This window comes from Streptomyces sp. NPDC042336, assembly GCF_055581985.1.
Window position 1 is genome coordinate 599,484 of record NZ_JBVJEA010000002.1, and the last position, 20,805, is coordinate 620,288.

Consider the following 20,805-nt stretch of genomic DNA (forward strand, 5'->3'; position numbering starts at 1 on the left):
TCGGTTAGTGTCACCGGATGCTCGATGCCACCACCCGCTCTGGGGGCACCGCCACGGTCTCTCCCCGGACCGCCGCCGAACTCGCCGTCGTCACCGCCACCGGACCGGCCGCGCCGACCGGCCTCGCCGCGCGTGTGACGAGAGTGCTGCTGTCACCGTGGTCGCGGCTCTCCCTGCTCGTCGCCCTGCTGGCCTCGGCCGCGACGGCGGTGGTGCTGTTCCAGCCGCAGCGGTTGCTGACGAACGGCTGGCCGCCGCAGCTCGGGGGCGCGGCGGCGGCCCTGGCGTACGCGGTGGCGTACGGGCTGTGCACGGTCGCCTTCGTACCGCGCCCGCTGCTCAACCTGGCGGCCGGCGCCCTGTTCGGCTCGCAGCTGGGGCTGGCCTCCGCGCTGGCGGGGACGGTGCTCGGCGCCGGGATCGCCTTCTGTCTCGGCCGGGTCCTCGGCCAGGAGGCGCTGCGCCCGCTGCTGCGGGGCAAGTGGCTCAAGGCCGCGGACGGGCAGCTCAGCCGGCACGGCTTCCGCTCGATGCTGGCGGCGCGGCTGTTCCCCGGGGTGCCGTTCGCCGCCGCCAACTACTGCGCGGCCGTGTCCCGGATGCGCCTGCTGCCCTTCCTGCTGGCGACGGCGCTCGGTTCGATCCCCAACACCGCCGCGTACGTCGTCGCGGGCGCCCGCGCCTCGACCCCGACCTCTCCCGCCTTCCTGATCGCGCTGGCCTGCATCGCCCTGCCGGGACTCGCGGGTGCGGTGGTGGCCTGGCGCAAGCGGCACCGGCTGCGCGGGCACTGACGGCGCGTCCCCGTCTCGGGGACCGGGCCGCCCATCCGCGGGTCCCCGGCTGGACGGTGGCGGACCCGAGGTGGCGCGCAGGCCTGCTCACCCCCGTCGTCCGGGGTTCATTTCGGGGCGCTACGCTGCCCCTCGGCACGCCAGGCCCCGATCAGCGCACGCGACGGTTGGGCGTGTCCGCCGACCGTTTCTCGCCGTTCCTCGATCGCCGCTTGGACTGACGTAACTCCATGTCTTGGTTTGAATCCCTTGTCCTCGGACTCGTCCAGGGGCTGACCGAGTTCCTTCCCGTGTCCTCCAGCGCCCACCTGCGGCTGACCGCCGCGTTCTCCGGCTGGCACGACCCGGGCGCGGCCTTCACGGCGATCACGCAGATCGGCACCGAGGCCGCGGTGCTCATCTACTTCCGCAAGGACATCGGGCGGATCATCGCGGCGTGGACGCGCTCGCTCACCGACAAGTCGATGCGCCACGACCCCGACGCGCGCATGGGCTGGCTGGTCATCGTGGGCTCGATCCCGATCGGTGTGCTCGGCCTGACGCTGAAGGACCAGATCGAGGGCCCGTTCCGCGATCTGCGGATCACCGCGACGATGCTGATCGTCGTCGGCGTCGTCATCGGCGTCGCCGACCGGATGGCCGCCCGGGACGAGAAGGGCGGCCGGCACCGCGCGCCGCAGCAGCGCAAGGAGCTGGAGAACCTGGGCGTGCGGGACGGCCTGATCTACGGCCTGTGCCAGGCGGCGGCCCTCATCCCCGGCGTCTCCCGCTCCGGCGCCACCATCAGCGGCGGACTCTTCATGGGCTACCGGCGCGAGGCCGCCGCGCGGTACTCGTTCCTGCTCGCGATCCCGGCGGTGCTGGCGTCCGGCGTGTTCGAGCTGAAGGACGCGATGGAGAGCGACCACGTCTCCTGGGGACCGACGCTCTTCGCCACGGTCATCGCCTTCGGCACCGGCTACGCGGTCATCGCGTGGTTCATGAAGTTCATCTCCACCAAGAGCTTCATGCCGTTCGTCTGGTATCGCATCGTGCTCGGCATCGTGATTATTGTGCTGGTCAGCGTGGGTGTGCTGAGTCCTCATGCGGCTGAGTCGGCGCACTGAGGCGCCGGTCTGGCCTCTATTTGCCGCTGGTTTCCCCTAGAGTTTTCTAGAGGATCTGAGGCGTGGTTGTAGATGGTTCGAGATGTTCGGCCATGATCGTCTCCCAGTCGTCTCCCACTCTCCCGCCGGGACAGACGAAGGCCCCCACGGTGTCCGTGGGGGCCTTCGCTGCGAGACCAGGACGGGGGTCCACTCAGGGGGTCCCTGATCCCCCGCCCTGGCCACTCTGTATAACGCGTGCATCATGCAATAGTCACGCCATAATCGTTCACTCGTTCGAGTGAGATTGCTTTCCCTTTACCTGGGGACCACCCACCCGCCCCAAGGGGGTGCGAGGCGGGTGGGCGGCCATGTCGACACGGGCCATCTCAGCGGGTCCGCGTCGAGCGCGCGAGGGCGGTCTCCCACCCTCGCGACGATCGGATCCCGAGGCAACCGCGTGCAGTAGGCATGCGCCTGCTGACGCTTCACACGGGGCGCGGGATGCTCACGCTCTGTTCAGCTGTGGCGAGAGATTCCCCGCCTGACCTGCTGTTCGTGTGCCCACCGTAGATCAGAAAATGTACGGTCGGCTATACAGACTCAAGATCGATTCGGCGGAAGCGTTGCACGGGTGCCATCTGCTCCGCCGCCCGACTGGGTCCTCGCCCGGCGCCGCCTCGTCGGAGACCGCATCCGCAACGCCCGGCGCGACCAGAAACTCACCCAGGAGATGCTCGCCGAGTTAGCCGGCCTCGACCGGCAATCCATCAACCGGATCGAGCAGGCCCACGCCAGTCCGCTCCTCGACAACCTGTTCCGGATCGCTGACGCCCTCGGCGTGCCCCTGGCGGACCTCGTTCGCTGAGCGGCCCGCCTCCGACGGGGTGGCAGAGGCGGGCCGCGGTACTAGGCGGTCACGGCTTGGGCGGGATCACGAATCCCCGGACAGGCCGCTGCTCCTTCGGGTCACGCGAGGCGGGCTGCTGCGAGCGCTTCCACGCCGCCACCAGCTCCGCGTACCGCGGGTCGATCCATTCGGACACGGTGCCTCCCTTCGAGGGCAGGCTACGCCGCCCCGGGCTTCGGCTTCGGCTTGGGCGTGACGACGATGGTGCACTCCGGGGCGTGCTGGCACTTCGCCGCCACGGAAACGAGGGTCTCGTCGGACGGCGGCCCCCACAGCTCCGGGTCCGCCTCCCAGCCGAGCGTCGCAATCGTCTCGCGGGTCCGGTCCAGGATCGGCGGGTCGTAGCTGGTGGGGTCGTAGCCCGGGGAGTGGTGCACGAACGTGCCCTCGCCGCCGAGCCGCTCGCACAGGCTGGCGTACATCTGGGTGTGCAGGATCAGGGCGTGCCAGCCCTCGTCGACGATCCGCGACGGCGCCAGGCCGAGACCCGGGTGGGTCGCGCAGGCCGCGACGAACTTCAGGCCCTCGTCGACGATCCGGCCGGCCATCGTCTCGTCCATGTCCGGGTTGGCGTCCATGACGGTGCCGCGGACGCTGGCGAACTGCTGGTCGGTGATGAGCATCCGCACCAGGGCGGGCAGCTCCAGGGCGGGCGGCGGTGTGGGGCCCGGAGGTATGGTCACGGTCATGTCTCCTTCGGTCGTTCCGGATGGGGATGGCCCGCCCAGACCGGAGCACCTTGCCCGGTCAACCCGGTCTGGGCGGGAGTCTGAGTGAGGCGCGACGGCCCGCAACCCGACAGGGGCGGGCAGGCAAACACCTCGGCGCTGAGGTCGTGGACGCCGGAGCGGCCCTCGGCGCGACCGACGGACACCCCGCCCGTCGTCGCAAGGGAAGCGCCACACAGGACGCAGGCCCAACCGGCGTACTGCGCCCACGACAAGGCGGTGGCGGCGGGCAGGCCGGTCATCTCGACTGGTCCTCCAGTTGCCCCCACAGGCCCCGTTCGTCGGCGGTGAGTCCGGCCCGACGGCACAAGCCGGTGAGGACCGACCAGCCCGGACCGTGACTGTGGACGAGGGGCAGCGGGTCGGGCCCTTCCGCGGTGATGCGGATGCGGGTGCCCGCGGTGGACAGCGTCATCTCGACAACGGGGGCGCCGGAGCCGAGGACGGCCACGAACAGCTCGTCAGCAATGAGCGGGGCGTCGGGGTGTGTCACGCGACCGCAGGTCCAGAGGCGGACGTGCGCTGCCTCGACGGGCTCGCCCTTGAATGCCTTCTGCCACGTGTGGCCCGATTCGGGCATGACTGTACCCCGCAGACGGTGGCTATCTGAGTACGGATAGTGCTTATCTGTACTCAGATTGTCGCCGAAGTTGGCACTGGTCAAGGGGAAGGGGAGAGTATGTGTACTCAGATTGACGCGATCACCTACCGTGGGAGCAGCACCGTGGCACAGCCCGAGTACCTGCGCATCGCCGCTGAGCTGCGGCAGCGCATCGCCTCCGGCCAGCTCGCCCCCGGTGACCAGCTCCCCACCTTGCCCGCCTTGTGTGCGTCATATGGCGTATCCGAGACCACCATCCGGAACGCGCTTCGGCTCCTGGCCACAGAGGGGCTGATCGAGACCCGAGCCCGCGCCGGCACCCGCGTTCGGCCTCGGCCGCCGATCCACCGCATGGCCGCCGACCGGTACCGGACCACGCCCGGCGCCAAGTCCACGCCGTACACCCGAGACCAGGGCATCGGCTGGTCCGAGTACCGGCTCGATAAGCGGTTCGAGAAGGTGAAGGCCGACACCGAACTGGCCAGCCTCTTCGAGTGCGAAGTGGGCGAGCGGCTCCTCGCCCGGCACTTCATCTTCTACGACAACGACCAGGCCACCCAGATGAGCACCTCATACGTGCGCTGGTCCGACGTCGCCGGTACCCCGGTCGCCGACCCGATCAACGAGCCCTGGCCGGGCGGCACTCGCGCTCAGCTCGGCAGCCTCGGCATCCGCGTCACAGCGATCACGGAGTCGTTCACGGTGGGCATGCCGACCGAGCTGGAGGCGGCCACCCTTCGCATCGGCGGCGGCGTGCCCGTGCTGCGGTACACGCGCCGGCACATCTCCGACACCGGGCGGATCGTCGAGGTTGCGCACCCGATCGTGCGCCGCGGTGACACCACAATCGTTGACTTCCGTATCGAGTTGGACGACTGACCGTCGCTACGGGTATTGCCGGCGGGTCGGATCCAGCGCGAGGGCGAGGGGGGTTGTCGGCTCCTGTGAGTCGCCTCCGCCAGGTGCACTGTCTCGGCGGCACACGAGCGCGTCCGGGTCGCCGAACGGCGGCTGGAGACTGTAACCCGCCGGGCAGGTCGGGCCGGCCGGGCCCTGCTCGCCGCGTGGTCCCTGCTCCCCCTGCGGTCCGGCCGGGCCCGCGGGGCCTGCTGGTCCAGCCGGTCCGGGCTCACCCTGGGGCCCCTGCACGCCGTCCGTGCCGTCCGCTCCCGAGGCTCCAGCCTCGCCGCCCGCGCCGTCTTCCCCTTCGGGGCCAGCCGCGCCGTCCGTCCCGTCGTCACCGGCTGCGCCCGGCTGCCCCGGCGTACCTGACGGGCCCTGCGGGCCAGGGTCACCCTGCGGTCCCGGTGGGCCGGGCGGGCCGGTAACGGACTCGCCCGGCTCCCCGCGGCTTCCCGGAGGTCCCGCTACCGGGTCGCCGCCGAGCTGCTCCACCTGCTGGGCGAGTGCGTCCCGGGCGTTGTTCGCCACGTGCAGCTCGTCCCGCATGTCCTGCACTGCGATGACGATCCACGCGAAGACGACGCCGACGAAGATGGCCGCGGCCACCGTCATGAAGTCGCCGCGCCGCCACCGCCGTTCCTCGGCTCTGATCTGTGCGCGCGTCACGACCCGCCTCCCCGCGTCAGCAGCAGGACCACGGGGAGCAGGATGCCGACCAGCGGCACGATCACCGCTCCGATGAGCCATCTCCTGGTGGCCACCAGCTTCTCGCTCTCCTTCTCGCGCAAGGTCTCCAGCGTGGAGACCCGCGCGGCAAGGGCCTCGTGTCGCAGGTCGTAGATCCGCTGGTCGACCTTCTCGTCCATGCGGCGGCCCAGTTGCTGTATGTCGTCGCGGATGTCGGTGAACCGATCCTCGAACCTGCGCACGACCTCGCCGAGGGTCGGTTCATCCGCCATGTTGTGCTCCGATCAGACGGTCGACGCCGTGCTGGCGCTGTTCTTCGGCCCGATGAGGCGGGCCGCTATGCCCTTGACCAGGGTCACGACGGCCGCCATCCCAGCGGTGCCCACGCCCTCCCAGAACGACACGGACAGCATGTCGGCGGGGCCTGCGGCGAGAGCGACGGCGCCGGCCGCGCCGAGGAACGTCCAGATGACCCGCTCGACAAGGTCCAGGACGTAGGTGCGGGCGGTCTTCACCACCGTGTCAGCCGCGGGCAGGTTGATCTCAGCCATGGGTCAGCTCTCCTTCTTCAGCTCGGCAACCGCTGCGAGCAGCGCGTCGACCTTCCGTTCCGTGCGGACGACTGCGTTGTACGTCGACCGCAGGTACATCTGCGCCTGCCAGTTGGGGTTGTCTTCGATGTCCGGCGCGGACGGCGGGGCCGTGATCTCGTCGGTGAACCACACGGCGTTGTGGACGTCGTTCTTCGTCAGATCAGCCACGGGGGCCTCCTTCTCAGGGGTGCTGCTGGGGGTCTTGTTGTCGAGGCGGTCGCTGATCCGGGCGCGTATCGACGCCATGGTGAAGCCGCGCGGGTCGACCTTGCCGGGCTGCCACTCCAGGTGGCCGATCACGCTGCGCTCGGACCAGCCGTGGTGGCGGCAGATCGCGGCGGCCGCGCGTTCGATCGCGAGCAGCTGCGCGGCCGGCCAGGGGTCTTTGCCGTCGCCGAGGTTCTCGCACTCGAAGCCGTAGAAGTGCGGGTTGCCGTCGGTGTTGGCCTCGTTGTCCGGCGGCAGCGGCTTCTCGTCGATGACCGCGCGAAGTACGTCGTCGTCGCCCTTTCCGGCATGGTTGGCGCGGCCGTACCCGACGAGGTAGATCGTGCCGTCCTTGGCGATGACGCCGTGGCACAGCGGGCCGGGCAGCGTGCTGTGCCCGGCGCGGCAGATCTCGACCGTGCGGGCGGTGCCCTTGGTGACGGTGTGGTGGATCATCACGCCGTTGACGGGGCCCCAGGCGCCCTTGTGGTTGCGGTTGTGGTTGCGCCAGTCGCCGACCTCGACGACCTTCAGGCCCTCGTCGCGCAGCGCCTTGAGGAACGTGGCGGGCGTCATGGGTGTGGCCATGGTCTATGCCTCCTGCTCAGGTGCCGGGGTCGGTTCCGGTACGGGGGTGGAGTCGACGCGGACCAGGGAGGCGGTGACCAGCCGGGCGCCCGACGATTCCAGGACGGCGGCCACGGCACGGGCCACGTCGTCCGCTTCCGGCAGGCCGGGCAGGCCACCGGCCGAGCCGCGCTCCAGGCGCAACTCGATGTCCCAGCCCAGCTCACCGGGGGCTTCGGAGTGGACCAGGTATCTCGGAAAGTCCTGCACGGGTGTCTCCTTAGGCGATTCGTTTGGCGCGGCCGTATGAGCCGGAGCAGACCTGCACTCCGACGAGGCCGGACGTGTTTTGCGCCCACTGGAAGGCGACCGTGCCCGCGCTCGTGGTCTCGACCTGGCCGGTCTCGACGAGCATCGTCTGGGACGCGCTGTTCCGGGTGCCGTAGGTGCAGGTGGTCGTGAACGCATGGATCCCCCAGCGGCCGTCACCGGACGGGTCGCTGGTTGCAACACCGGAGGCGACACCCCACGCGGAGCGCAAGCCGATCGCGTCCGCCGGGGCGTTCCACGTGGTCTTGATCAGCTCGGCGGCCGGGGCCTGGTAGTGGACGAAGAACTCGACGAAGTAGATCGCCCCGCCCTCCAGGGAGAGTTGCAGGTCCGGGTCGTCGGCCGTCACGGTCGTCGCCGTCCGCGTCAACGTGGACCGTTTGTACGCCTCGATGGGCAGCATCGACGACAGCAGTCCGGAGGTCAGCCGGCGCCCGGCGTACAGGACGGGGTACTGGGACAAGACGGCCTCCTAGAGTGGGATGACGGCGGGGTAGGCGAGGGCGACGCTGGTGCCCGCCGCGTGGGTCTTGGTGACGCCGTTGACGGAGCGGGTGACGGTGTACGCCTGGGGGCCGATCACGTCGAGGTCGTCGTAGCGCACCTCGGGGTTGACGTTGGTGTTCGTGGAGGCGGAGATCGACCGGAGGCCGAGGGACGTGGACGTGGTGATCGCCGAGTCGGTGGCGGTGACGTTCCATCCGGCGGGTTCGAAGCCGGACGCCAGCCACGCCTTAGCGCGGAGCGTGCTCCCGGTCGCCTGGAATCGGACCCGGACGTAGGTGCCGGGCGTGTAGGTGCGTTCGATCGTTGCGGTGCCGAGGCTCGTCTCCACTCCGGCCACCATCTTCAGGATGGCCAGCGTGAGGGCGTTGCCCGTCGAGAACGTGATCCGGGCCTGGTAGTGGTTCGCCGTGTTGAGGTACCGGCCGACCGGGCCGCCGAAGAGTGAACCTCCTGTCGCGGTCGCGCTGGTGGTCAGCGATACGTAGACGTCGAAGTCCGGGTACGGGCAGTCCACCAGCGTCCGCCGCGCGCTGTTGGCCGTGGCCAGCCGGTGCGCGCCGTACCCGGCGGTGACGTTGTAGTCGGCTGCGGTGCCGCCGCTGGTCGTCCACGCCTGCCCCGTGTACGCCGTTCCCCACGACGAGGCCGCCGTCCGCGCGAACGCGTCGGCCAGCCACGAGGACGTCGTGCGCGTCGTGCGTGCCGCCCACACGTAGTAGACGTCCCCCGAGGTCGGGGTGTTGCCGGAGCGGACACGGGTGACGAACCGCGACGCGCCCGCCGGGGCGACGCTCGTCGTCGACAGGTACGCCCACGGGCCCGCCGCAACGACCACCGCGGTACTGGATCCGCTGGACAGGTACGTGCCGGCAGCGTCGTGGTAGTCGGTGATGGCCCGCAGGTCGGACCAGCCGCCCGGCGCATACACCCACGCCGACGAGGTGTAGCTGGCGCCGGGGTTGATGGTGCCCACCGCGGACACCGCCGACCGGGCGTCGACCGCGCCGACTCCGCCTGCGGGTGTGACGCGCATCGAGGCGACCGCGCGCGGGTGGGGGTGGACGGTGTCGGTGACGCGGGTGATGGTGGCGCCCGTCCCGGTCCAGCCTGCCAGGTCGCTGGTGAAGAACGGGTTGGCGGTGACGAGGTCGCCGGGCGCGGTGACGGTCATGACCTCGCCGCCCACCCGCCAGTCGAAAGGCATGTCGGCGACGTCCGGCGTCCACCGGTACCCGGCCGTCGTGAAGACGTCCACGCTGGTCTCGGTGGTGTCGAGGGCTTCGGCGAGCTGAGAGCCGTCGGTGTCCAGCCACGCGAACTCGACCGGGCTGAATGCGGTGGTGGCGCTGCCGGTCCAGGCGACGTTGAACGGTCTCGCGGGCGTGCAGTTGTAGGTGATCGTCCACTCGAACTGGTCGAGCTGCTCCGAGTAGCCCTGCACGAGCAGGTCGATCACGTCCGGCGGCAGCCACACCGGCGGGTTCGTCACCTGGAGACGGGAGCCAGTGTCGACCGCCGCCGCGTCCTCGATCATGTGCGGGGCCGCCGCCAAGTTCACGGTGACCTGCGGAAACCTGGTCTCATCCCACGTGCCGAGGTGGAGGCGCCACCCGGCGTGCTCCACTGGCTGGTCGTCGTCCAGGAGGTTCAGGGTGGCCGAGGTGTCGTACAGGCCGACCCCGGCCGGGGGTGGCTGCGTGGACAGCGGGCCGGTGTCCTGCGTCAGCCGGGCCGACGAGCCTGACGTGCGGCTGACGGTGACGTCGTTGGTGACGGCCTGGTCGTCGTCGACCGGCTGCAGCGGGGTGACCAATCCGTCGTCCCCGGTGTAGTCGAGCACCAACGTGGGGGGCTGGTTGTACATGCTGGCCCGGGTCACGTACCGGATGCCGAGGATGTCGCGCTGCTCGGCGAGGATGCCCTCGTCGACGTCTCCGGCCGCGCGCATCACGTCGAGGGCGGTGCCGGACGGCTGGGGGCCGCACTGCTCGTCACCCGGGCCGGTCGCGTAGGCGTGGACGGATTCCTCGATCCCGATCCGCGACACGCGGCTGGGGGCTTCCTCGGCGTTCCAGCCGACCAGCGTGCCCGCGCTCGCGTTGAAGGCGGTCGTCGACCGGCCGATGACGAGGTGGCCGAGCGCGCTCCCGTTCATGCCCGCGTCCTCGCCCATGCGGACCTGGGTGATGATGCCGGGCTGGTAGCCGACGACCGTGGCCGTGATCTCGGAGACGGACGAGGTGTTGGCGGCCACGGAGGTCGGCAGGGACCGGGCGATGTCGACGATCAGCAGGTCGTAGAAGGAGTTGCCGAGGTCCTGGATGACCTCCATGACGAGGTACACCTCGCGGCCCCGGATGTCCTGCGACCCGAATCCGCTGTCGTGGACCTTGGTGCCGTCCTCGTCCCACACGCGGACCGCCACGGCGCCGGAGGTGTTGACGACGATCGACCAGATCTCCGCCGTCGCGGTCGTCGACCAGGACACGATCCGCTGCTCAGAGATCGTGCCCGCCTCCGGAATACGGCAGAACAGCCCGAGCTGGCTGGCGTTCCCGGACCGCAGATAGGAGGGCACCATCACCCGCATCCGGCCACTCGTCAGCGTCGGCACCGGCCCCGAAGCCACCCAGCCGTCATACGCGGCGAGAGTCACCCCGTCCGTGTACGTCATCGGCGGATGCCCGGACACCGCGGACCCCAGCTTCGTCGCGTCGGCGCCGTCCTCCATCGGCCAGTACGCGTGGATCCCTGTCTCCACCCGGCCCGGGCTGGTGAACTCCCTGAACATGGGACTCTTCGTGGGGATGCTGCCGACGCCGAGTCTGCGCAGGACGCCGGCCGCCTCGACCTGGGTGGTGACGTCCTTGCCGCCGGTGTCCCATCGGGGCGTCCACGAGGCGACCTCGCCGACGAACCTCGTCTTGCGGTTGGTGATCTCCGCGTTGCCGGTGATGGTCCAGGTGCGGCCCGCGCTGTCGGCGAAGCTGCTGGTGCCCACGGGCTGCGCGGTGAAGTCCGGGCTGGCGACGAGTGTGCCGCCGATCCCGGAGCGGACTTCCGCCGCGTGGATGCGGCCGATGGGCCAGTTGTTGTCGAGCCACTTCGCGTCGCCGATCCGCAGCGGCGCGGTGCCCGCGAAGATGCTGGTGGTGCCGCTGCCCGTGATCGTGTCGCCGAGCTGTGTCCACGGCCCGGCCATCGTCGGTGCCGTGTAGAACGCGACGGTGTGGCCGCCCGCCCCGTTGTTGACGTCGACCGTGACACGGACCGCGATCCGGCCGGACGTGGTCAGCGGCAGGTCTGCGGTGGCCAAGGCGCCGTTGGTGATGAACGACCCGTTGTTGGACCACTCCAGGTAGGGGCGGCTGCGGCGCGTCGAGAGGACCCACGACCGCTGGCCGGAGTCGTCTTTGCCGATGAGGTTGGTCTGCGGGTAGGTCGTCTCCCCGGTGGACGGGTAGTCGGGGAGGCACCAGTTCGCGAGGGTGGCGTCGACGCGGATGTCGATGTCGCCGGTGATGTCCAGGGCTGCCACGTCCGGGGTGGATGCGGCGTCGCCTGCGCCGCCCGGGAGCGCCAGCGCCACGCTGCCCATGTTCACGCTGACGCGGACCGGGGTGTTGCGGCCGATCTGCCCGAAGTACGGCGACCGTGGGTTCTGCGGCGAGTACTTGCCGTCCGTGTTCGACAGCGAGAACGAGCAGCGGCCCGGGTCCGTCTGCCGTCCCCAGTCCGACCGGCCCCGCGTGATACGGATCTTGTCCTCGTAGCGGACGTCCGAGGAGACGTCCGTCCACGTGCTGCCGTCCAGCGACAGGTCCACGCGCAGCGGCAGGAGGTCATCGGGGTACGCCATCAGTCGAGCCCTCCCAGCGTCGCGCGCAGCCCGCCCCGCGTCTGCACCTGCTTGCGGCCCACGTCCACCCAGATCTCCCCGAACTCCCGCTCCGCGATGGCGACCTTCAGCACCAGCGGTCGGCCATCCGCGACAGAGGCCGGCGCCGCCGCCTGTTGCGTGCCGCCACGCTGGGGGGTGTTGAGCATCGACGCCCATGCCTGCTGCTGCATGCGGCGGGTGTCCGGCCCGGAGTACACGCGCGACCCGAAGGGGAGCCGCACCAGCTCCGGCTCGTGTTCGCCGACCATCGTCCATGACCCCCGCGCGCCCCCGGTCGCGGCCGAGCCGCCGACGATGCCGCCGCTGGCCTTCATCCCGAAACCCTTCTCGATGGCCTTCTCCATGGCCTTCGTGAGGTCCTTCATCCGGTCGCCGAGGATGTTGACGGTGTTCTCCCACGCCTTGACCAGGGCCTCCTGGCCCTTGATCTGGGAGCCGTACACGGCGTCCGACGTGATGCTCCCGGCGAGACCCGCCTGCTGCAGGATCTGCCGCTGCATCAGGTTCATCATCGCGATGTCCTTGGGTCCCGCCTTCAGCAGCGCGGACGCGGTCTCCAGGCCGCCGCCCTCGATCCCGGCCTCGGCGATCTGCTGGATCAGGTCGGAGCTGACGTTCTTGTCCTTCAACTGCTTCAGTGCGGACGCGAACGCGGTGCTCTTGTCTCGGCTCCCGATCAGCCCCGACATGATCGACTGGAGGGTGACGGGCCCGTCCTGCCGGTTCCGGGTGATGGACGACGCGGACAGGACACCGTTCTTGATGGAGTCCCTCAGCTGCGACGCAGCCTGTCGCAGCTCGTCCAGCCGCTCCTTCGACTTCTGCAGCGACGTCGACGCCTTGGTCAGCTGCCGCTCGTAGGTCATGAGCTTCTTGCCGGTGGAGTCCAGCTGCTTCAGCAGCTTGGACTCGGTCTTCCCGCTGGTGGCCTTCTGGATGATCGACCGCCACTGGCTCAGCGCCGACACCAGCGACGAGATCGAGTCGGGGTTGCCGAGCGCGTTCCCGAACTTGCTGGTCCGCCAGCCCGCCATCCACCCGAAGTGGGACACCGTCAAGTCGTCGCGCGCCCCGCCACGGGCCTCGGCCTGCGCCTTCGCCTGCTTCTGAGCCTTCGTCTGACCGCCCTTGGCCAGCTTCAACGTGCCCCGGTTCAGCGCTTCCAGGACGGGCAGGCCGTACTTCTTCACCGCGGACGACTGCACGACGTACTCGGTGTCCGACACCATCGCCGTGGCCCCGGACCCGAACGTGGCGAGGATCGAATCGCTACGCGGCCCGCCGGGGCCCTCGACCAGGCCGCCGCTGGGGAAGTGCTGCAGCGCGCCGCCGTCCGCGCGGCGCTGCACCGGGCCGCCGGCCGACCGGAAGGGCTTCGCCGCCCCACTGTCGACCTGCCGGGAGTAGACGTTGATGTAGGCGCTGCCGACGACCGACCCGGCGATCCCGCCGATCACGGCGTCGAACGGGCTGCGGTTGGCCTTGATGGCCCCGGTCTTCGTCGGGATCCTCGCCGCGCGGATGCCGCCCAGCACGCCGAAGAACGGTGCGCCGTTGCCCTTGAAGATGCCCGTCGCCGACTGTCCATCGAACGACTTGAGGGCGGCCTTTGCGTCGCGGACTGCCTGCTCGGCCTGCTTCTTCTCCGCCTTCAGCTCCGCGCGCCGCTCCTTCGTCAGCGCCGGGTCTTCCAGCTTCTCCTTGATCGAGGCGAGGTTCTGCTCCGCCTCGGACATGTTCATCGTGAGCCTGCTGCGGTTCAGGCGCGGGATCGCCTCGTCGACGAACGCGTTGATGCCGCCGCCGGCCTTGTCCATGCCGGTGCGGACGCCTTCGGCGAACTCGTCGAACTTGGTGTTCATGCCCTTGAACTGGTCGCCGATGATCGGCAGGTCGCCGAACGCGGTCGCCAGCCCGGAGACGATGGTGTCGATCCCGGTGAGGATCCCCTCCGTGACCAGCCGGAAAGCCGCATAGAGTTCGGGGAGCATGCTGACGCCGACAGTGACCATGGCGGTGATGCCGTCGGCGACGTCGTAGAACGCGCCGCGGATTCGGCCTTCGTTCTCGCTCACCCAGTCGGACAGCTTGGTGAAACCCCCGGTCATGTCGGACAGGCTGCTGGTGTCGATGCCCATCACGGACATCAGCGCCCCGAAGAGGGCGCCGCCGAGGGACTCCGCGAGGGTGCCGGCAACCTGCGCGCCGATCATCATCACGTCGTTCACGGCGGTCAACGCATCGGCGGCGATCCGGGCGAAAGGCTCCAGCCCGGTCATGGCGCCCTCGAACAGTTCCGCGAAGCCGAGGAGGGCGTCGCCTGTCGCGGAGAAGAGCGCGCCGATCAGCGGCCCGAACGCTTCAGCAAAGCTCCCGGAGATCTTGCCGAGGGCCGGGAGTAGCCCGTTGTTCAGGAAGTCCGCGAACCCGGAGAGCATGTCGGAGGCGCCGCCGATGCCCTGCTCCAGCCCGTCGAACATGCCCGGCAAGCCCGTGTCGAGCAGGCCGCCGAGCAGCTCCTGCCAGGCGTCCAGCGCGGGCTTCGACTTGGTGCCGAACTCCAGAAACGCCTGCGTGAACGTGCCCACCGACTCGGCGAGCTGCTCGACGAAGACGACACCCATCTGCGCGTTCCGCTGGAACGCCGACTGGAACGCGTCCGACGCCGCGAACTTCGACGCCCGCTCCGCGATCGTCCCGAACGTCTCCGCACCCAACACCAGCGACGGCTGCAAGTCCTTCATCGCGGACTTCAGGGACTTCACCGCGCGCTCGGTGTGCGGGGCGACCGCCCGCTCCGCCGCCTTCTTCCAGTCCTCGAAGGCGGGCTTCAGCTCCTTCGCCTTCTTCTTCAGGTCGTCCATCGCCAGCGCCGCGCCACCGCCGACGACCGCCAGGCCGGACAGCATCGGCGCCAGCGCCCCCAGCGTCGGCAGCAGGGTTGCGCCGGCGGCCACGCCCACGCCGATCAGCTGCGCCCGCAGGCCACCGCTGCCACCGAGTGCGCTGCCCGCGTTGGTCGCTGACCCGGCAACGTCGTCGAGGGTGCCGCCGACAATCCGCAGCGACCCGCCGACAGCGTTCGCCTGCCGCTGCAGCTGGTTGATGTTCCGAGACACGGACTGGAAGCCGGGGCCCGACAGGTCCCGAACGTGCACGGTGATCGTTACGTCGTCAGCCATCAGGCTCCCCTCCCTCCGGAGTACCAAGCTGCTCGATCATGAGCAGGCGCAGCAGGTCGGCCGGCTCGTCCATGAGGGCGGACGGCAGGCAGTGGAATTCGCGGCAGAGCCGCAGGATCAAGCGGGCACGGCGGAGCTCTCCGGGCTCGGTGACAGGGGTGCCATCGGGATGGACGCCTCCGGGGACGGCCCGCCAGAGGGCGAGCCGCTCGGCAAAGGGTCGGAGACCCCGCTGTTCGCCTGTCGGAGGGCGTTGAGGATGGCGAGGACCATGCCGCCGTCCTGCGTGCACACGCCTTCGAACGTGGTCGGGACCGGCTGGCCCTGGTCGTCCTCGACATTCCAGGAGACGAGACGCTGGACGAGGGCTCGGACGACGGTGTCGGGGGTGAACTCGGTGTCGTTGAGTTCGAGTTCCTCGCCGACGGTCAGGCCCCGGACGCTGGCCTCCAGGCCGTCCCACTCCGTGCCCGCGAAGTTCAGTGCGAAGATCTTCCGCTTCGGTCGGTATCCCATGCCGCCCCCTTACGCCGTGGTCCAGGTCGGGACGTTGCCGTCGCAGAGGACGCCGGGCACCGAGTACGTGAGCTCACCGGAGTCGGCGCGGGTGAGGGGGTAGTCGGTGTAGAGGCACTCGTTGACGAGGGACTGCCCGGACACGGTGAGCGTCGTGGTCCGCGCCACGCTGGTGGAGGGCACGGTCTTGAACACGTCGTGGCCCATGTTGGAGGCGTCGTTGAAGACGCCGTTCAGGGTCACCGAGAAGTCCGCGAGGAGCAGGATCCGCTCGTAGGCACTCTTGTCGAGGCCGGTGACGTCCTGCACGCCGCGCGGGGTGGCGAACTGGACGTTGGTGATGTCGTTCTTGATGTCTCGGGGGGTGCCGCTCGCGTCGTCGACCGAGCAGACAGACCATCCCAATCCGGACTCTTTGGCCATAGCAACTACCCTCCTGTGTATGAGGAGGGCAGCGCCTGCCCTCCGTTACTCGACTGGTTGTGCGCGATGCCGGAGCAGGTAGCTGATGGCCTTGCGCATGAGTACCGGATCGTCGCCGAGAAGGCCGATCGCCCGGTTGCATTTCTGGCAGAGGAGTCCGCGAACGGCCCCTGAATCGTGGCAGTGGTCGACAGCGAGACGGAACTGCTTACCAGTACGTCCGTGCGCGTTCGGTTCACCCCTTCCGCATACCGCACACACGCCTCCCTGCTTTCGCAGAAGGGCATTGTATTCGGTGACGGAAATGCCGTAGGTGTTCTGGAGGCTCCATCGCCGACGGTTCTCATTCGACCGCTCTGAGTTGTCGGCGAACCACTGCCGCGCCCGTTCGGAATCGCAGGCTTTACAGGTGGACTTGACCAGCGGTCCGTACTTGCCGTCGCGAGCCTTGTAGAACTCGGAGCGAGCCTTGATTTCACCGCACCCGTTGCACTTCTTGGGCTGGGCCCAACGAGCTTCGTACCGCGCTCGCTCGGCTTCCTCGTCTGGACGCCTTCTAGGGCGGGGCGGGTGCGCTGCTGCGTGACGAGCGGCGTCACATGCTTTACAGGAAGCCTTGCGGCCGTACTTGCCGCGAGGTGCCTTGGAGAATGCAGACAAGGGCTTGTCGACGGCGCACTTTGTGCACCGTCTCGAATTGGTCGCCATGCTCCAATTCTATTGCTTTCCTTAGCCACTTCTCTCACCTCCTGCCTTAATTACCGTGTGACGTGCAGCGCTTCCCGCGTTATCCCTTCTGCTGCTGGTCGACGAGCCTGATCTGGTTCTCGCCGAAGTCCTCAACCCAGTCGGCCGCGCGCGAGTGCTCACGCCGTCGGCCGGTGGGGTTGCCGCGCCAGTCCCCGTCGCGGACGAGGTAGATCTCCGGCCGGGTCTTGTGGTTCGCGAAGCACCTCTGGCCGGACTCGAAACGGAACACCGTCAGCCCGGCCTCGGTCTTCATCTCGCGGAAGGTCCGCCGCGACTGCGTCCGGATGTAGGCGGCCTGCGCGGTGCCGAGTTCGGTCCGCTCGTCGATGACGGAGTCCCAGCCCTGCCGCCACTGCGGGCACCCGACCTGCTCGCACGCGGCGGCGATGCTCGTGTCGCGGGGGCTGCTGATCTGGTACGTCTGGTACGCCTGCACCGGCATGGCCGGGGCGATCCGGTTCACGGGCCGCATCAGTAGGTCACCGCCACATCGTTTCGGATCACCGACACGGCGAACACCGCGCTGGTGAAGGTGCCGGTCGTGACGACCCGCAGGTAGCGCTCGATCGTCGCGTTCCGCGCCGTCTGGATCCGCTGCGCGCCCACCGCCGTGGCCGCCGCGAAGCTCCCGCCGGCGACGTCTGCCCACGTGTCGCCGACCCCGTTGTCCGACGACGACTGGACCTTCACCGTCACGGACGTGCCGGTGAACGCGACCAGGTGCAGGTACGCCTGGAGACCGAAGGACGTGGACCCGGTACCGAAGTCGACGCTCGCACCGCTCGTGGCCGTGGTGTCCGTCCGCTTCCCCGCGGTCAACAGCCGGCCCCACTCCAGCGTGTACGTGTTGGACTGGGCTTCGACCGCGAAGGTGAGGCTGCCGTCGTCGCCGCGGGTGCCGTCGTAGCCGATCTGCTTCGCGACGAGGTTCGCCGACGGGGCGCCGAGGACAGTGCCGCGGCAGTAGGTGGCGGTCACGTCCGTGCGGGGCAGCGCAGACAGCACCTTGTGCGCCGCGTCGGCCGCCGGGCCCGGGTTGAAGAAGCTCGTGACCTGGAGGCGTCCGTCGAGGCGACCACCCTTGCGTTCGTAGGCGGACTTCGTGATCGACGTGAAGTCCAACGGGGACGGCCCGCCGCCCACGTTGCCGACGGCCTGAATGTCGCCGGAGAGGTCGTAGCCGGAGATGAACAACGCATCCCCGAGACCAGCTTGTTTCACGGCTACGCCTCCTGGTTCCAGAGATCGTCAACGATGAGCGGGAGAGTGATCGTCATGCAGCGGTACTCCGCGCCGGACTCCTGGAGGTAGCCGGCGCGGGCGGACAGGGGGTCGCCGTAGGCGCCGAGGAGGTCGACGTGGCGGACGAGGCCGTCGAGGGTGAAGTCACCGCTGTAGGCGGCCATCAGCCAGTCGAGGGCGTCCATCAGGTTGGGGTCGATGCTGTCGGGCACGTCGCCGTTGATCGGCGCGTACAGGCGGACGAACAGGCCGAGGCGCGCCGACGTCTTGCCGAGGCCGGAGCCGCCGCGTGCAGGGCCGATCTGCTCGACCCACACGGCGCACGTGAGGCCACTGGGGGGCGGGCTCTTGGGCTCGTGACCGTTGACCGCGGCGAAGTAGCCGGACGCCAGGGCGTGGCTCTGAGCTGCGTCGAGGACCGTAGCGGCGTTGAGGGCCATGTCAGATCAGCCCCCTCGACCGGTAGCGGGCGAGGAGTTCGCGGGCGATCTGCGGGGCCTTGCGGTCCAACATCGGCTTGGTACGGCGGAACGTGGCGTAGCCCGGGAAGCGGGTCACCGGCGAGTTCCTGCTGCCGGTGCCTTCGAGCCACGGCCCGTAGATCATCCGCTGGTCGTGGACCTGGTACCGGCCGCCGCTGGTCCGGTCCACGGAGATCTTCGACTGGTAGTAGCCAGTCGGATGCCGCAGCACCTGCCGCAGCCGGGCATGCACCATCCGCTCGCCCTCGATCGCGACCTGGTACTCGACGTCGTCCGAGTAGTCGTGCAGGGCACGCCCGGCTCGGCCGGACGCCCACGGGCCGGAGGCGTGGGAGTTGACGCGTACCTGGAAGCCGGGCATCAGACCCCCCTGTGTCGGGCTTTACGCCCGTGCGCGTCGTAGGTCTGCGTCCGCAGCGACTCCAGCGACAGCGTCTCCACCGACACCGACTTGGCGCCGGAGCTGGTCTTGCTGGTGCGGGCGTAGCCGGCCTGCTCCTGCAGCGGCCGGTTGATGGCGTTGGCGATGGTCAAGTCCTTGACGAGGCCGGGCGGCTCCCACCGGTAGACCGGCGCGCCGTCGGTGTGCGTGCCGGCGGTGGTGCCAAGCGCGCCGCGCGCGACCGAGAGGGTCCGCGGCGCGTACAGGGCGGCGCCCGCGGTGTGCGCGGCGAGGGTACTGCCGTCCACGGCCCGCTCAACGACCAGCGTGCTGCCCGCGATGTCGATGATCCGCGCGCGTTCGCCGTCGATGAGGATCGTCTCGTCGACCGCGAACCCGGACGCGTCGGCGACGGTGATCGTGGTGGCGTTCTTCTGCACGGCGATGTCGGCGGCGAGGGTCTGCCCGGTGTCGGCCATAGTGCGGCCGGTGACGAGGAGCCGCTCCTCGTCGATGCGGAGGACGCTGCCGACGCCCACGGTGGCCGCCGTCGGGCCGTCCACGGTAAGCGTGGTGGCCGTCGTCGTGGCGACCGCGCCAGCCAGGGCGCCGTCGGTGCGCTCGTCGAGGGTGTAGCCCCACAGGCCGGTGATGGTGACGTCCTGCTGGTGGGTGTCCCCGCCGCCCCACGTCGCGTTGCTACCGAGGCTGGTCTCGATCCGGGTGTATGGCGGCCCGGCCTGCGGGTACAGGACCACGTCCGCCGGGTCGATCGCGGTGCCTCCGGAGGTGATGGAGGTGAGAGAGATCAGGCCGTGGTCATCGAGCCAGATCCGCCACGACGGCCGGTACTGCGACCCGGGCCAGTCGAACCGGCGCTCGCCCTGCCACGGGTAGAAGCGGCGGTGGCACAGGCTGTCGACGTCGCGGCTTGCGGACTGTAGGGCGCGGTCGATCTGCCATGCGCTGGCTGCGGACGGCTGTACGTCGAGGGCGCGCTGCACGTCCTCGCGGGTCGCGTAGACGGGTTCCATCTCTCTCACCTCCTCTCGTGTGCTGGTCGGGTCAGGTCAGGCGTCAGCGGAGCCGGTCTCCGACTCGTCGTCCGCCTGGCCGCCACCCGTCGAACGGGCAGAAGAGCCCGCCGTCCGGTCCTGTCCGGAGCGGCTCCCCGTCTTCCGGACACGCTTCCGGGGGCCGGTCTCGCTCGTCACGGGCGAGGTCGACGGCTTCTCGGACAATGTCTCGCCACTGCTCCCAGCTGATGGCTGCTCACCGCCCTCCACCGGTGCGGGCTCCTCGCCCGCGACGCTCGGCCCGCCAAGGCGGGTGATCTTCGGCATGTACTCCTCCTCGACGGGCCTGCCAGCGTGGATGCCGAGCGCCGCCGCCGACCCCTGATCGGCGTGCCGCTCCGACCCGCAGTGGGGGCACCGAGGCACCCCCACCGCGTATGCGGCCGTGCAGTCCAGGCAGACCCACGTCACAGCGACGCCGCCAGCGCGGACGGCGCGCGCTCGACCAGGAGGTCGCGGCGCAGGTACAGGACGGCGCCGAGCTGCGCGTTGGTGCCGACGTCGGCCACGTCCAGGGAGACGTGGGTGTAGCCGTCGGACAGCTGCGCGGCGTCGACCTCGATCACGATGATCTGCTGGTGCTCCGCGCTGGTTCCGGCGCCACCCGGGTCGGTGATCGTGGCCGCCGCCGCCTGCGAGACGCGGGTCCACGCCTCGGTGCCCGCCAGCGCGGTGGCGTCCTTCAGGTAGTAGTGGTCGATCACCGCCAGGTTGCTGGTGGTACCGCCCGTGTTCGCGGTGTGCTGCTTCAGCGTCAGCGTCGGGTCGTCACCGGCGGTGCCCGCGCCCTTGAAGACGACGATCGTCAGACCGGCCGCCCCCTTCAGGGAGACGCGCTTGCCGGTAACGGCCGCGGTGGAGAGGTCGACCGGGGCTGCGCCGACGCAGACGTCGACGAGGCGCCCGAGTGCTTCCATGGCCATGAGCTGTTGTCCTTTC

General features: G+C 69.7%; 26 protein-coding genes. 4 read left to right on the forward strand and 22 right to left on the reverse strand.

The annotated features are described in order from the left end of the window. The first annotated feature begins 17 nt into the window (after positions 1 to 17). From ACZ6IM_RS07960 to ACZ6IM_RS07970, 3 genes are all read left to right on the forward strand, one after another. Entirely contained in the window at positions 18 to 794 is a 777-nt protein-coding gene (locus ACZ6IM_RS07960; protein ID WP_469554948.1) for a TVP38/TMEM64 family protein, read from the forward strand. A 230-nt stretch (positions 795 to 1,024) separates the two neighbouring features. After that, the gene (locus ACZ6IM_RS07965) at positions 1,025 to 1,900 is read left to right on the forward strand and encodes an undecaprenyl-diphosphate phosphatase (RefSeq protein WP_469554950.1); all 876 of its coding nucleotides are present in this window, start codon (positions 1,025 to 1,027) and stop codon (positions 1,898 to 1,900) included. A gap of 613 nt (positions 1,901 to 2,513) precedes the next feature. Continuing rightward, positions 2,514 to 2,747: a helix-turn-helix domain-containing protein gene (locus ACZ6IM_RS07970; RefSeq protein ID WP_469554953.1), complete on the forward strand. Its 234-nt coding sequence runs from the start codon at positions 2,514 to 2,516 to the stop codon at positions 2,745 to 2,747. A gap of 49 nt (positions 2,748 to 2,796) precedes the next feature. On the opposite strand, the gene ACZ6IM_RS07975 is transcribed toward ACZ6IM_RS07970, so the two are convergent. The 3 genes from ACZ6IM_RS07975 to ACZ6IM_RS07985 form a co-directional block, all read right to left on the reverse strand. Beyond that, positions 2,797 to 2,925, reverse strand: coding sequence for a hypothetical protein (locus ACZ6IM_RS07975; RefSeq protein WP_362760139.1), 129 nt, complete (start codon positions 2,923 to 2,925; stop codon positions 2,797 to 2,799). Between the two features lie 22 nt (positions 2,926 to 2,947). Then, a complete protein-coding gene (locus tag ACZ6IM_RS07980; RefSeq protein WP_469555270.1) occupies positions 2,948 to 3,412 on the reverse strand; it encodes a glycine-rich domain-containing protein in 465 nt (154 codons plus the stop codon). 343 nt (positions 3,413 to 3,755) lie between these two features. Next, positions 3,756 to 4,097: a hypothetical protein gene (locus ACZ6IM_RS07985; protein WP_469554956.1), complete on the reverse strand. Its 342-nt coding sequence runs from the start codon at positions 4,095 to 4,097 to the stop codon at positions 3,756 to 3,758. 99 nt (positions 4,098 to 4,196) lie between these two features. Here ACZ6IM_RS07985 and ACZ6IM_RS07990 point away from each other — a divergent pair, with 99 nt between their 5' ends. Then, positions 4,197 to 4,997: a GntR family transcriptional regulator gene (locus ACZ6IM_RS07990; RefSeq protein ID WP_469554958.1), complete on the forward strand. Its 801-nt coding sequence runs from the start codon at positions 4,197 to 4,199 to the stop codon at positions 4,995 to 4,997. 6 nt (positions 4,998 to 5,003) lie between these two features. Here ACZ6IM_RS07990 and ACZ6IM_RS07995 read toward each other — a convergent pair whose 3' ends face one another. The 19 genes from ACZ6IM_RS07995 to ACZ6IM_RS08085 all read right to left on the reverse strand — a co-directional run bounded on the left by ACZ6IM_RS07995 (position 5,004) and on the right by ACZ6IM_RS08085 (position 20,789). Further along, entirely contained in the window at positions 5,004 to 5,687 is a 684-nt protein-coding gene (locus ACZ6IM_RS07995; RefSeq protein ID WP_469554961.1) for a collagen-like protein, read from the reverse strand. After that, on the reverse strand, positions 5,684 to 5,980 hold the full coding sequence (locus ACZ6IM_RS08000) for a hypothetical protein (protein WP_469554964.1): 297 nt from the start codon (positions 5,978 to 5,980) through the stop codon (positions 5,684 to 5,686). The genes ACZ6IM_RS07995 and ACZ6IM_RS08000 overlap by 4 nt, the downstream gene beginning before the upstream one ends. A 12-nt stretch (positions 5,981 to 5,992) precedes the next feature. Continuing rightward, entirely contained in the window at positions 5,993 to 6,259 is a 267-nt protein-coding gene (locus ACZ6IM_RS08005) for a hypothetical protein (protein ID WP_469554967.1), read from the reverse strand. A gap of 3 nt (positions 6,260 to 6,262) precedes the next feature. Continuing rightward, positions 6,263 to 7,096: an N-acetylmuramoyl-L-alanine amidase gene (locus ACZ6IM_RS08010; RefSeq protein ID WP_469554969.1), complete on the reverse strand. Its 834-nt coding sequence runs from the start codon at positions 7,094 to 7,096 to the stop codon at positions 6,263 to 6,265. A 3-nt stretch (positions 7,097 to 7,099) separates the two neighbouring features. Continuing rightward, positions 7,100 to 7,345, reverse strand: a complete 246-nt coding sequence (locus ACZ6IM_RS08015) for a hypothetical protein (RefSeq protein ID WP_469554971.1) — start codon at positions 7,343 to 7,345, stop codon at positions 7,100 to 7,102. A gap of 10 nt (positions 7,346 to 7,355) precedes the next feature. Further along, positions 7,356 to 7,868, reverse strand: coding sequence for a hypothetical protein (locus tag ACZ6IM_RS08020; protein ID WP_469554974.1), 513 nt, complete (start codon positions 7,866 to 7,868; stop codon positions 7,356 to 7,358). Between the two features lie 9 nt (positions 7,869 to 7,877). Continuing rightward, complete coding sequence (locus tag ACZ6IM_RS08025; RefSeq protein WP_469554977.1) at positions 7,878 to 11,771, reverse strand: hypothetical protein; 3,894 nt, start codon at positions 11,769 to 11,771, stop codon at positions 7,878 to 7,880. Then, positions 11,771 to 14,995, reverse strand: a complete 3,225-nt coding sequence (locus tag ACZ6IM_RS08030) for a hypothetical protein (protein WP_469554979.1) — start codon at positions 14,993 to 14,995, stop codon at positions 11,771 to 11,773. The genes ACZ6IM_RS08025 and ACZ6IM_RS08030 overlap by 1 nt, the downstream gene beginning before the upstream one ends. Further along, positions 14,988 to 15,116 (reverse strand): hypothetical protein, encoded by a 129-nt coding sequence (locus tag ACZ6IM_RS08035; protein WP_469554982.1) that lies wholly within the window; start codon positions 15,114 to 15,116, stop codon positions 14,988 to 14,990. The genes ACZ6IM_RS08030 and ACZ6IM_RS08035 overlap by 8 nt, the downstream gene beginning before the upstream one ends. Further along, positions 15,113 to 15,511 carry a hypothetical protein gene (locus ACZ6IM_RS08040; RefSeq protein ID WP_469554984.1) on the reverse strand — a complete coding sequence of 133 codons (399 nt, stop codon included), beginning with the start codon at positions 15,509 to 15,511 and terminating at the stop codon, positions 15,113 to 15,115. Before ACZ6IM_RS08040 ends, ACZ6IM_RS08035 begins: the two co-directional genes overlap by 4 nt. Positions 15,512 to 15,520: 9 nt before the next feature. Next, positions 15,521 to 15,934, reverse strand: coding sequence for a hypothetical protein (locus ACZ6IM_RS08045; protein WP_469554987.1), 414 nt, complete (start codon positions 15,932 to 15,934; stop codon positions 15,521 to 15,523). 45 nt (positions 15,935 to 15,979) lie between these two features. After that, positions 15,980 to 16,642, reverse strand: a complete 663-nt coding sequence (locus ACZ6IM_RS08050; protein ID WP_469554990.1) for an endonuclease VII domain-containing protein — start codon at positions 16,640 to 16,642, stop codon at positions 15,980 to 15,982. Between the two features lie 79 nt (positions 16,643 to 16,721). Next, positions 16,722 to 17,156 carry a hypothetical protein gene (locus tag ACZ6IM_RS08055; RefSeq protein ID WP_469554993.1) on the reverse strand — a complete coding sequence of 145 codons (435 nt, stop codon included), beginning with the start codon at positions 17,154 to 17,156 and terminating at the stop codon, positions 16,722 to 16,724. Continuing rightward, complete coding sequence (locus ACZ6IM_RS08060; protein WP_469554996.1) at positions 17,156 to 17,905, reverse strand: hypothetical protein; 750 nt, start codon at positions 17,903 to 17,905, stop codon at positions 17,156 to 17,158. Before ACZ6IM_RS08060 ends, ACZ6IM_RS08055 begins: the two co-directional genes overlap by 1 nt. Positions 17,906 to 17,907: 2 nt before the next feature. Beyond that, complete coding sequence (locus tag ACZ6IM_RS08065; protein ID WP_469554999.1) at positions 17,908 to 18,366, reverse strand: hypothetical protein; 459 nt, start codon at positions 18,364 to 18,366, stop codon at positions 17,908 to 17,910. A gap of 1 nt (position 18,367) precedes the next feature. Further along, positions 18,368 to 18,769, reverse strand: a complete 402-nt coding sequence (locus ACZ6IM_RS08070; RefSeq protein ID WP_469555000.1) for a hypothetical protein — start codon at positions 18,767 to 18,769, stop codon at positions 18,368 to 18,370. Next, positions 18,769 to 19,824, reverse strand: a complete 1,056-nt coding sequence (locus tag ACZ6IM_RS08075; RefSeq protein WP_469555003.1) for a hypothetical protein — start codon at positions 19,822 to 19,824, stop codon at positions 18,769 to 18,771. The genes ACZ6IM_RS08070 and ACZ6IM_RS08075 overlap by 1 nt, the downstream gene beginning before the upstream one ends. 36 nt (positions 19,825 to 19,860) lie before the next feature. Continuing rightward, the gene (locus ACZ6IM_RS08080) at positions 19,861 to 20,133 is read right to left on the reverse strand and encodes a hypothetical protein (protein WP_469555006.1); all 273 of its coding nucleotides are present in this window, start codon (positions 20,131 to 20,133) and stop codon (positions 19,861 to 19,863) included. A gap of 140 nt (positions 20,134 to 20,273) precedes the next feature. Next, positions 20,274 to 20,789, reverse strand: coding sequence for a hypothetical protein (locus tag ACZ6IM_RS08085; RefSeq protein ID WP_469555008.1), 516 nt, complete (start codon positions 20,787 to 20,789; stop codon positions 20,274 to 20,276). Positions 20,790 to 20,805: the final 16 nt, after the last annotated feature.

Bases quoted from the DNA above. Each gene is read 5' to 3' on its own strand.
- ACZ6IM_RS08030 (WP_469554979.1), bottom strand. From the start codon at position 14,995: ATGGCTGACGACGTAACGATCACCGTGCACGTTCGGGACCTGTCGGGC.
- ACZ6IM_RS08080 (WP_469555006.1), bottom strand. From the start codon at position 20,133: ATGCCGAAGATCACCCGCCTTGGCGGGCCGAGCGTCGCGGGCGAGGAG.
- ACZ6IM_RS07965 (WP_469554950.1), top strand. From the start codon at position 1,025: ATGTCTTGGTTTGAATCCCTTGTCCTCGGACTCGTCCAGGGGCTGACC.
- ACZ6IM_RS08045 (WP_469554987.1), bottom strand. From the start codon at position 15,934: ATGGCCAAAGAGTCCGGATTGGGATGGTCTGTCTGCTCGGTCGACGAC.
- ACZ6IM_RS08005 (WP_469554967.1), bottom strand. From the start codon at position 6,259: ATGGCTGAGATCAACCTGCCCGCGGCTGACACGGTGGTGAAGACCGCC.
- ACZ6IM_RS08075 (WP_469555003.1), bottom strand. From the start codon at position 19,824: ATGGAACCCGTCTACGCGACCCGCGAGGACGTGCAGCGCGCCCTCGAC.
- ACZ6IM_RS08050 (WP_469554990.1), bottom strand. From the start codon at position 16,642: ATGGCGACCAATTCGAGACGGTGCACAAAGTGCGCCGTCGACAAGCCC.
- ACZ6IM_RS08085 (WP_469555008.1), bottom strand. From the start codon at position 20,789: ATGGCCATGGAAGCACTCGGGCGCCTCGTCGACGTCTGCGTCGGCGCA.
- ACZ6IM_RS08065 (WP_469554999.1), bottom strand. From the start codon at position 18,366: ATGGCCCTCAACGCCGCTACGGTCCTCGACGCAGCTCAGAGCCACGCC.
- ACZ6IM_RS07980 (WP_469555270.1), bottom strand. From the start codon at position 3,412: ATGCTCATCACCGACCAGCAGTTCGCCAGCGTCCGCGGCACCGTCATG.
- ACZ6IM_RS08025 (WP_469554977.1), bottom strand. From the start codon at position 11,771: ATGGCGTACCCCGATGACCTCCTGCCGCTGCGCGTGGACCTGTCGCTG.
- ACZ6IM_RS07985 (WP_469554956.1), bottom strand. From the start codon at position 4,097: ATGCCCGAATCGGGCCACACGTGGCAGAAGGCATTCAAGGGCGAGCCC.
- ACZ6IM_RS08000 (WP_469554964.1), bottom strand. From the start codon at position 5,980: ATGGCGGATGAACCGACCCTCGGCGAGGTCGTGCGCAGGTTCGAGGAT.
- ACZ6IM_RS07960 (WP_469554948.1), top strand. From the start codon at position 18: ATGCTCGATGCCACCACCCGCTCTGGGGGCACCGCCACGGTCTCTCCC.
- ACZ6IM_RS08070 (WP_469555000.1), bottom strand. From the start codon at position 18,769: ATGCCCGGCTTCCAGGTACGCGTCAACTCCCACGCCTCCGGCCCGTGG.
- ACZ6IM_RS08010 (WP_469554969.1), bottom strand. From the start codon at position 7,096: ATGGCCACACCCATGACGCCCGCCACGTTCCTCAAGGCGCTGCGCGAC.
- ACZ6IM_RS07990 (WP_469554958.1), top strand. From the start codon at position 4,197: ATGTGTACTCAGATTGACGCGATCACCTACCGTGGGAGCAGCACCGTG.
- ACZ6IM_RS08055 (WP_469554993.1), bottom strand. From the start codon at position 17,156: ATGCGGCCCGTGAACCGGATCGCCCCGGCCATGCCGGTGCAGGCGTAC.
- ACZ6IM_RS08040 (WP_469554984.1), bottom strand. From the start codon at position 15,511: ATGGGATACCGACCGAAGCGGAAGATCTTCGCACTGAACTTCGCGGGC.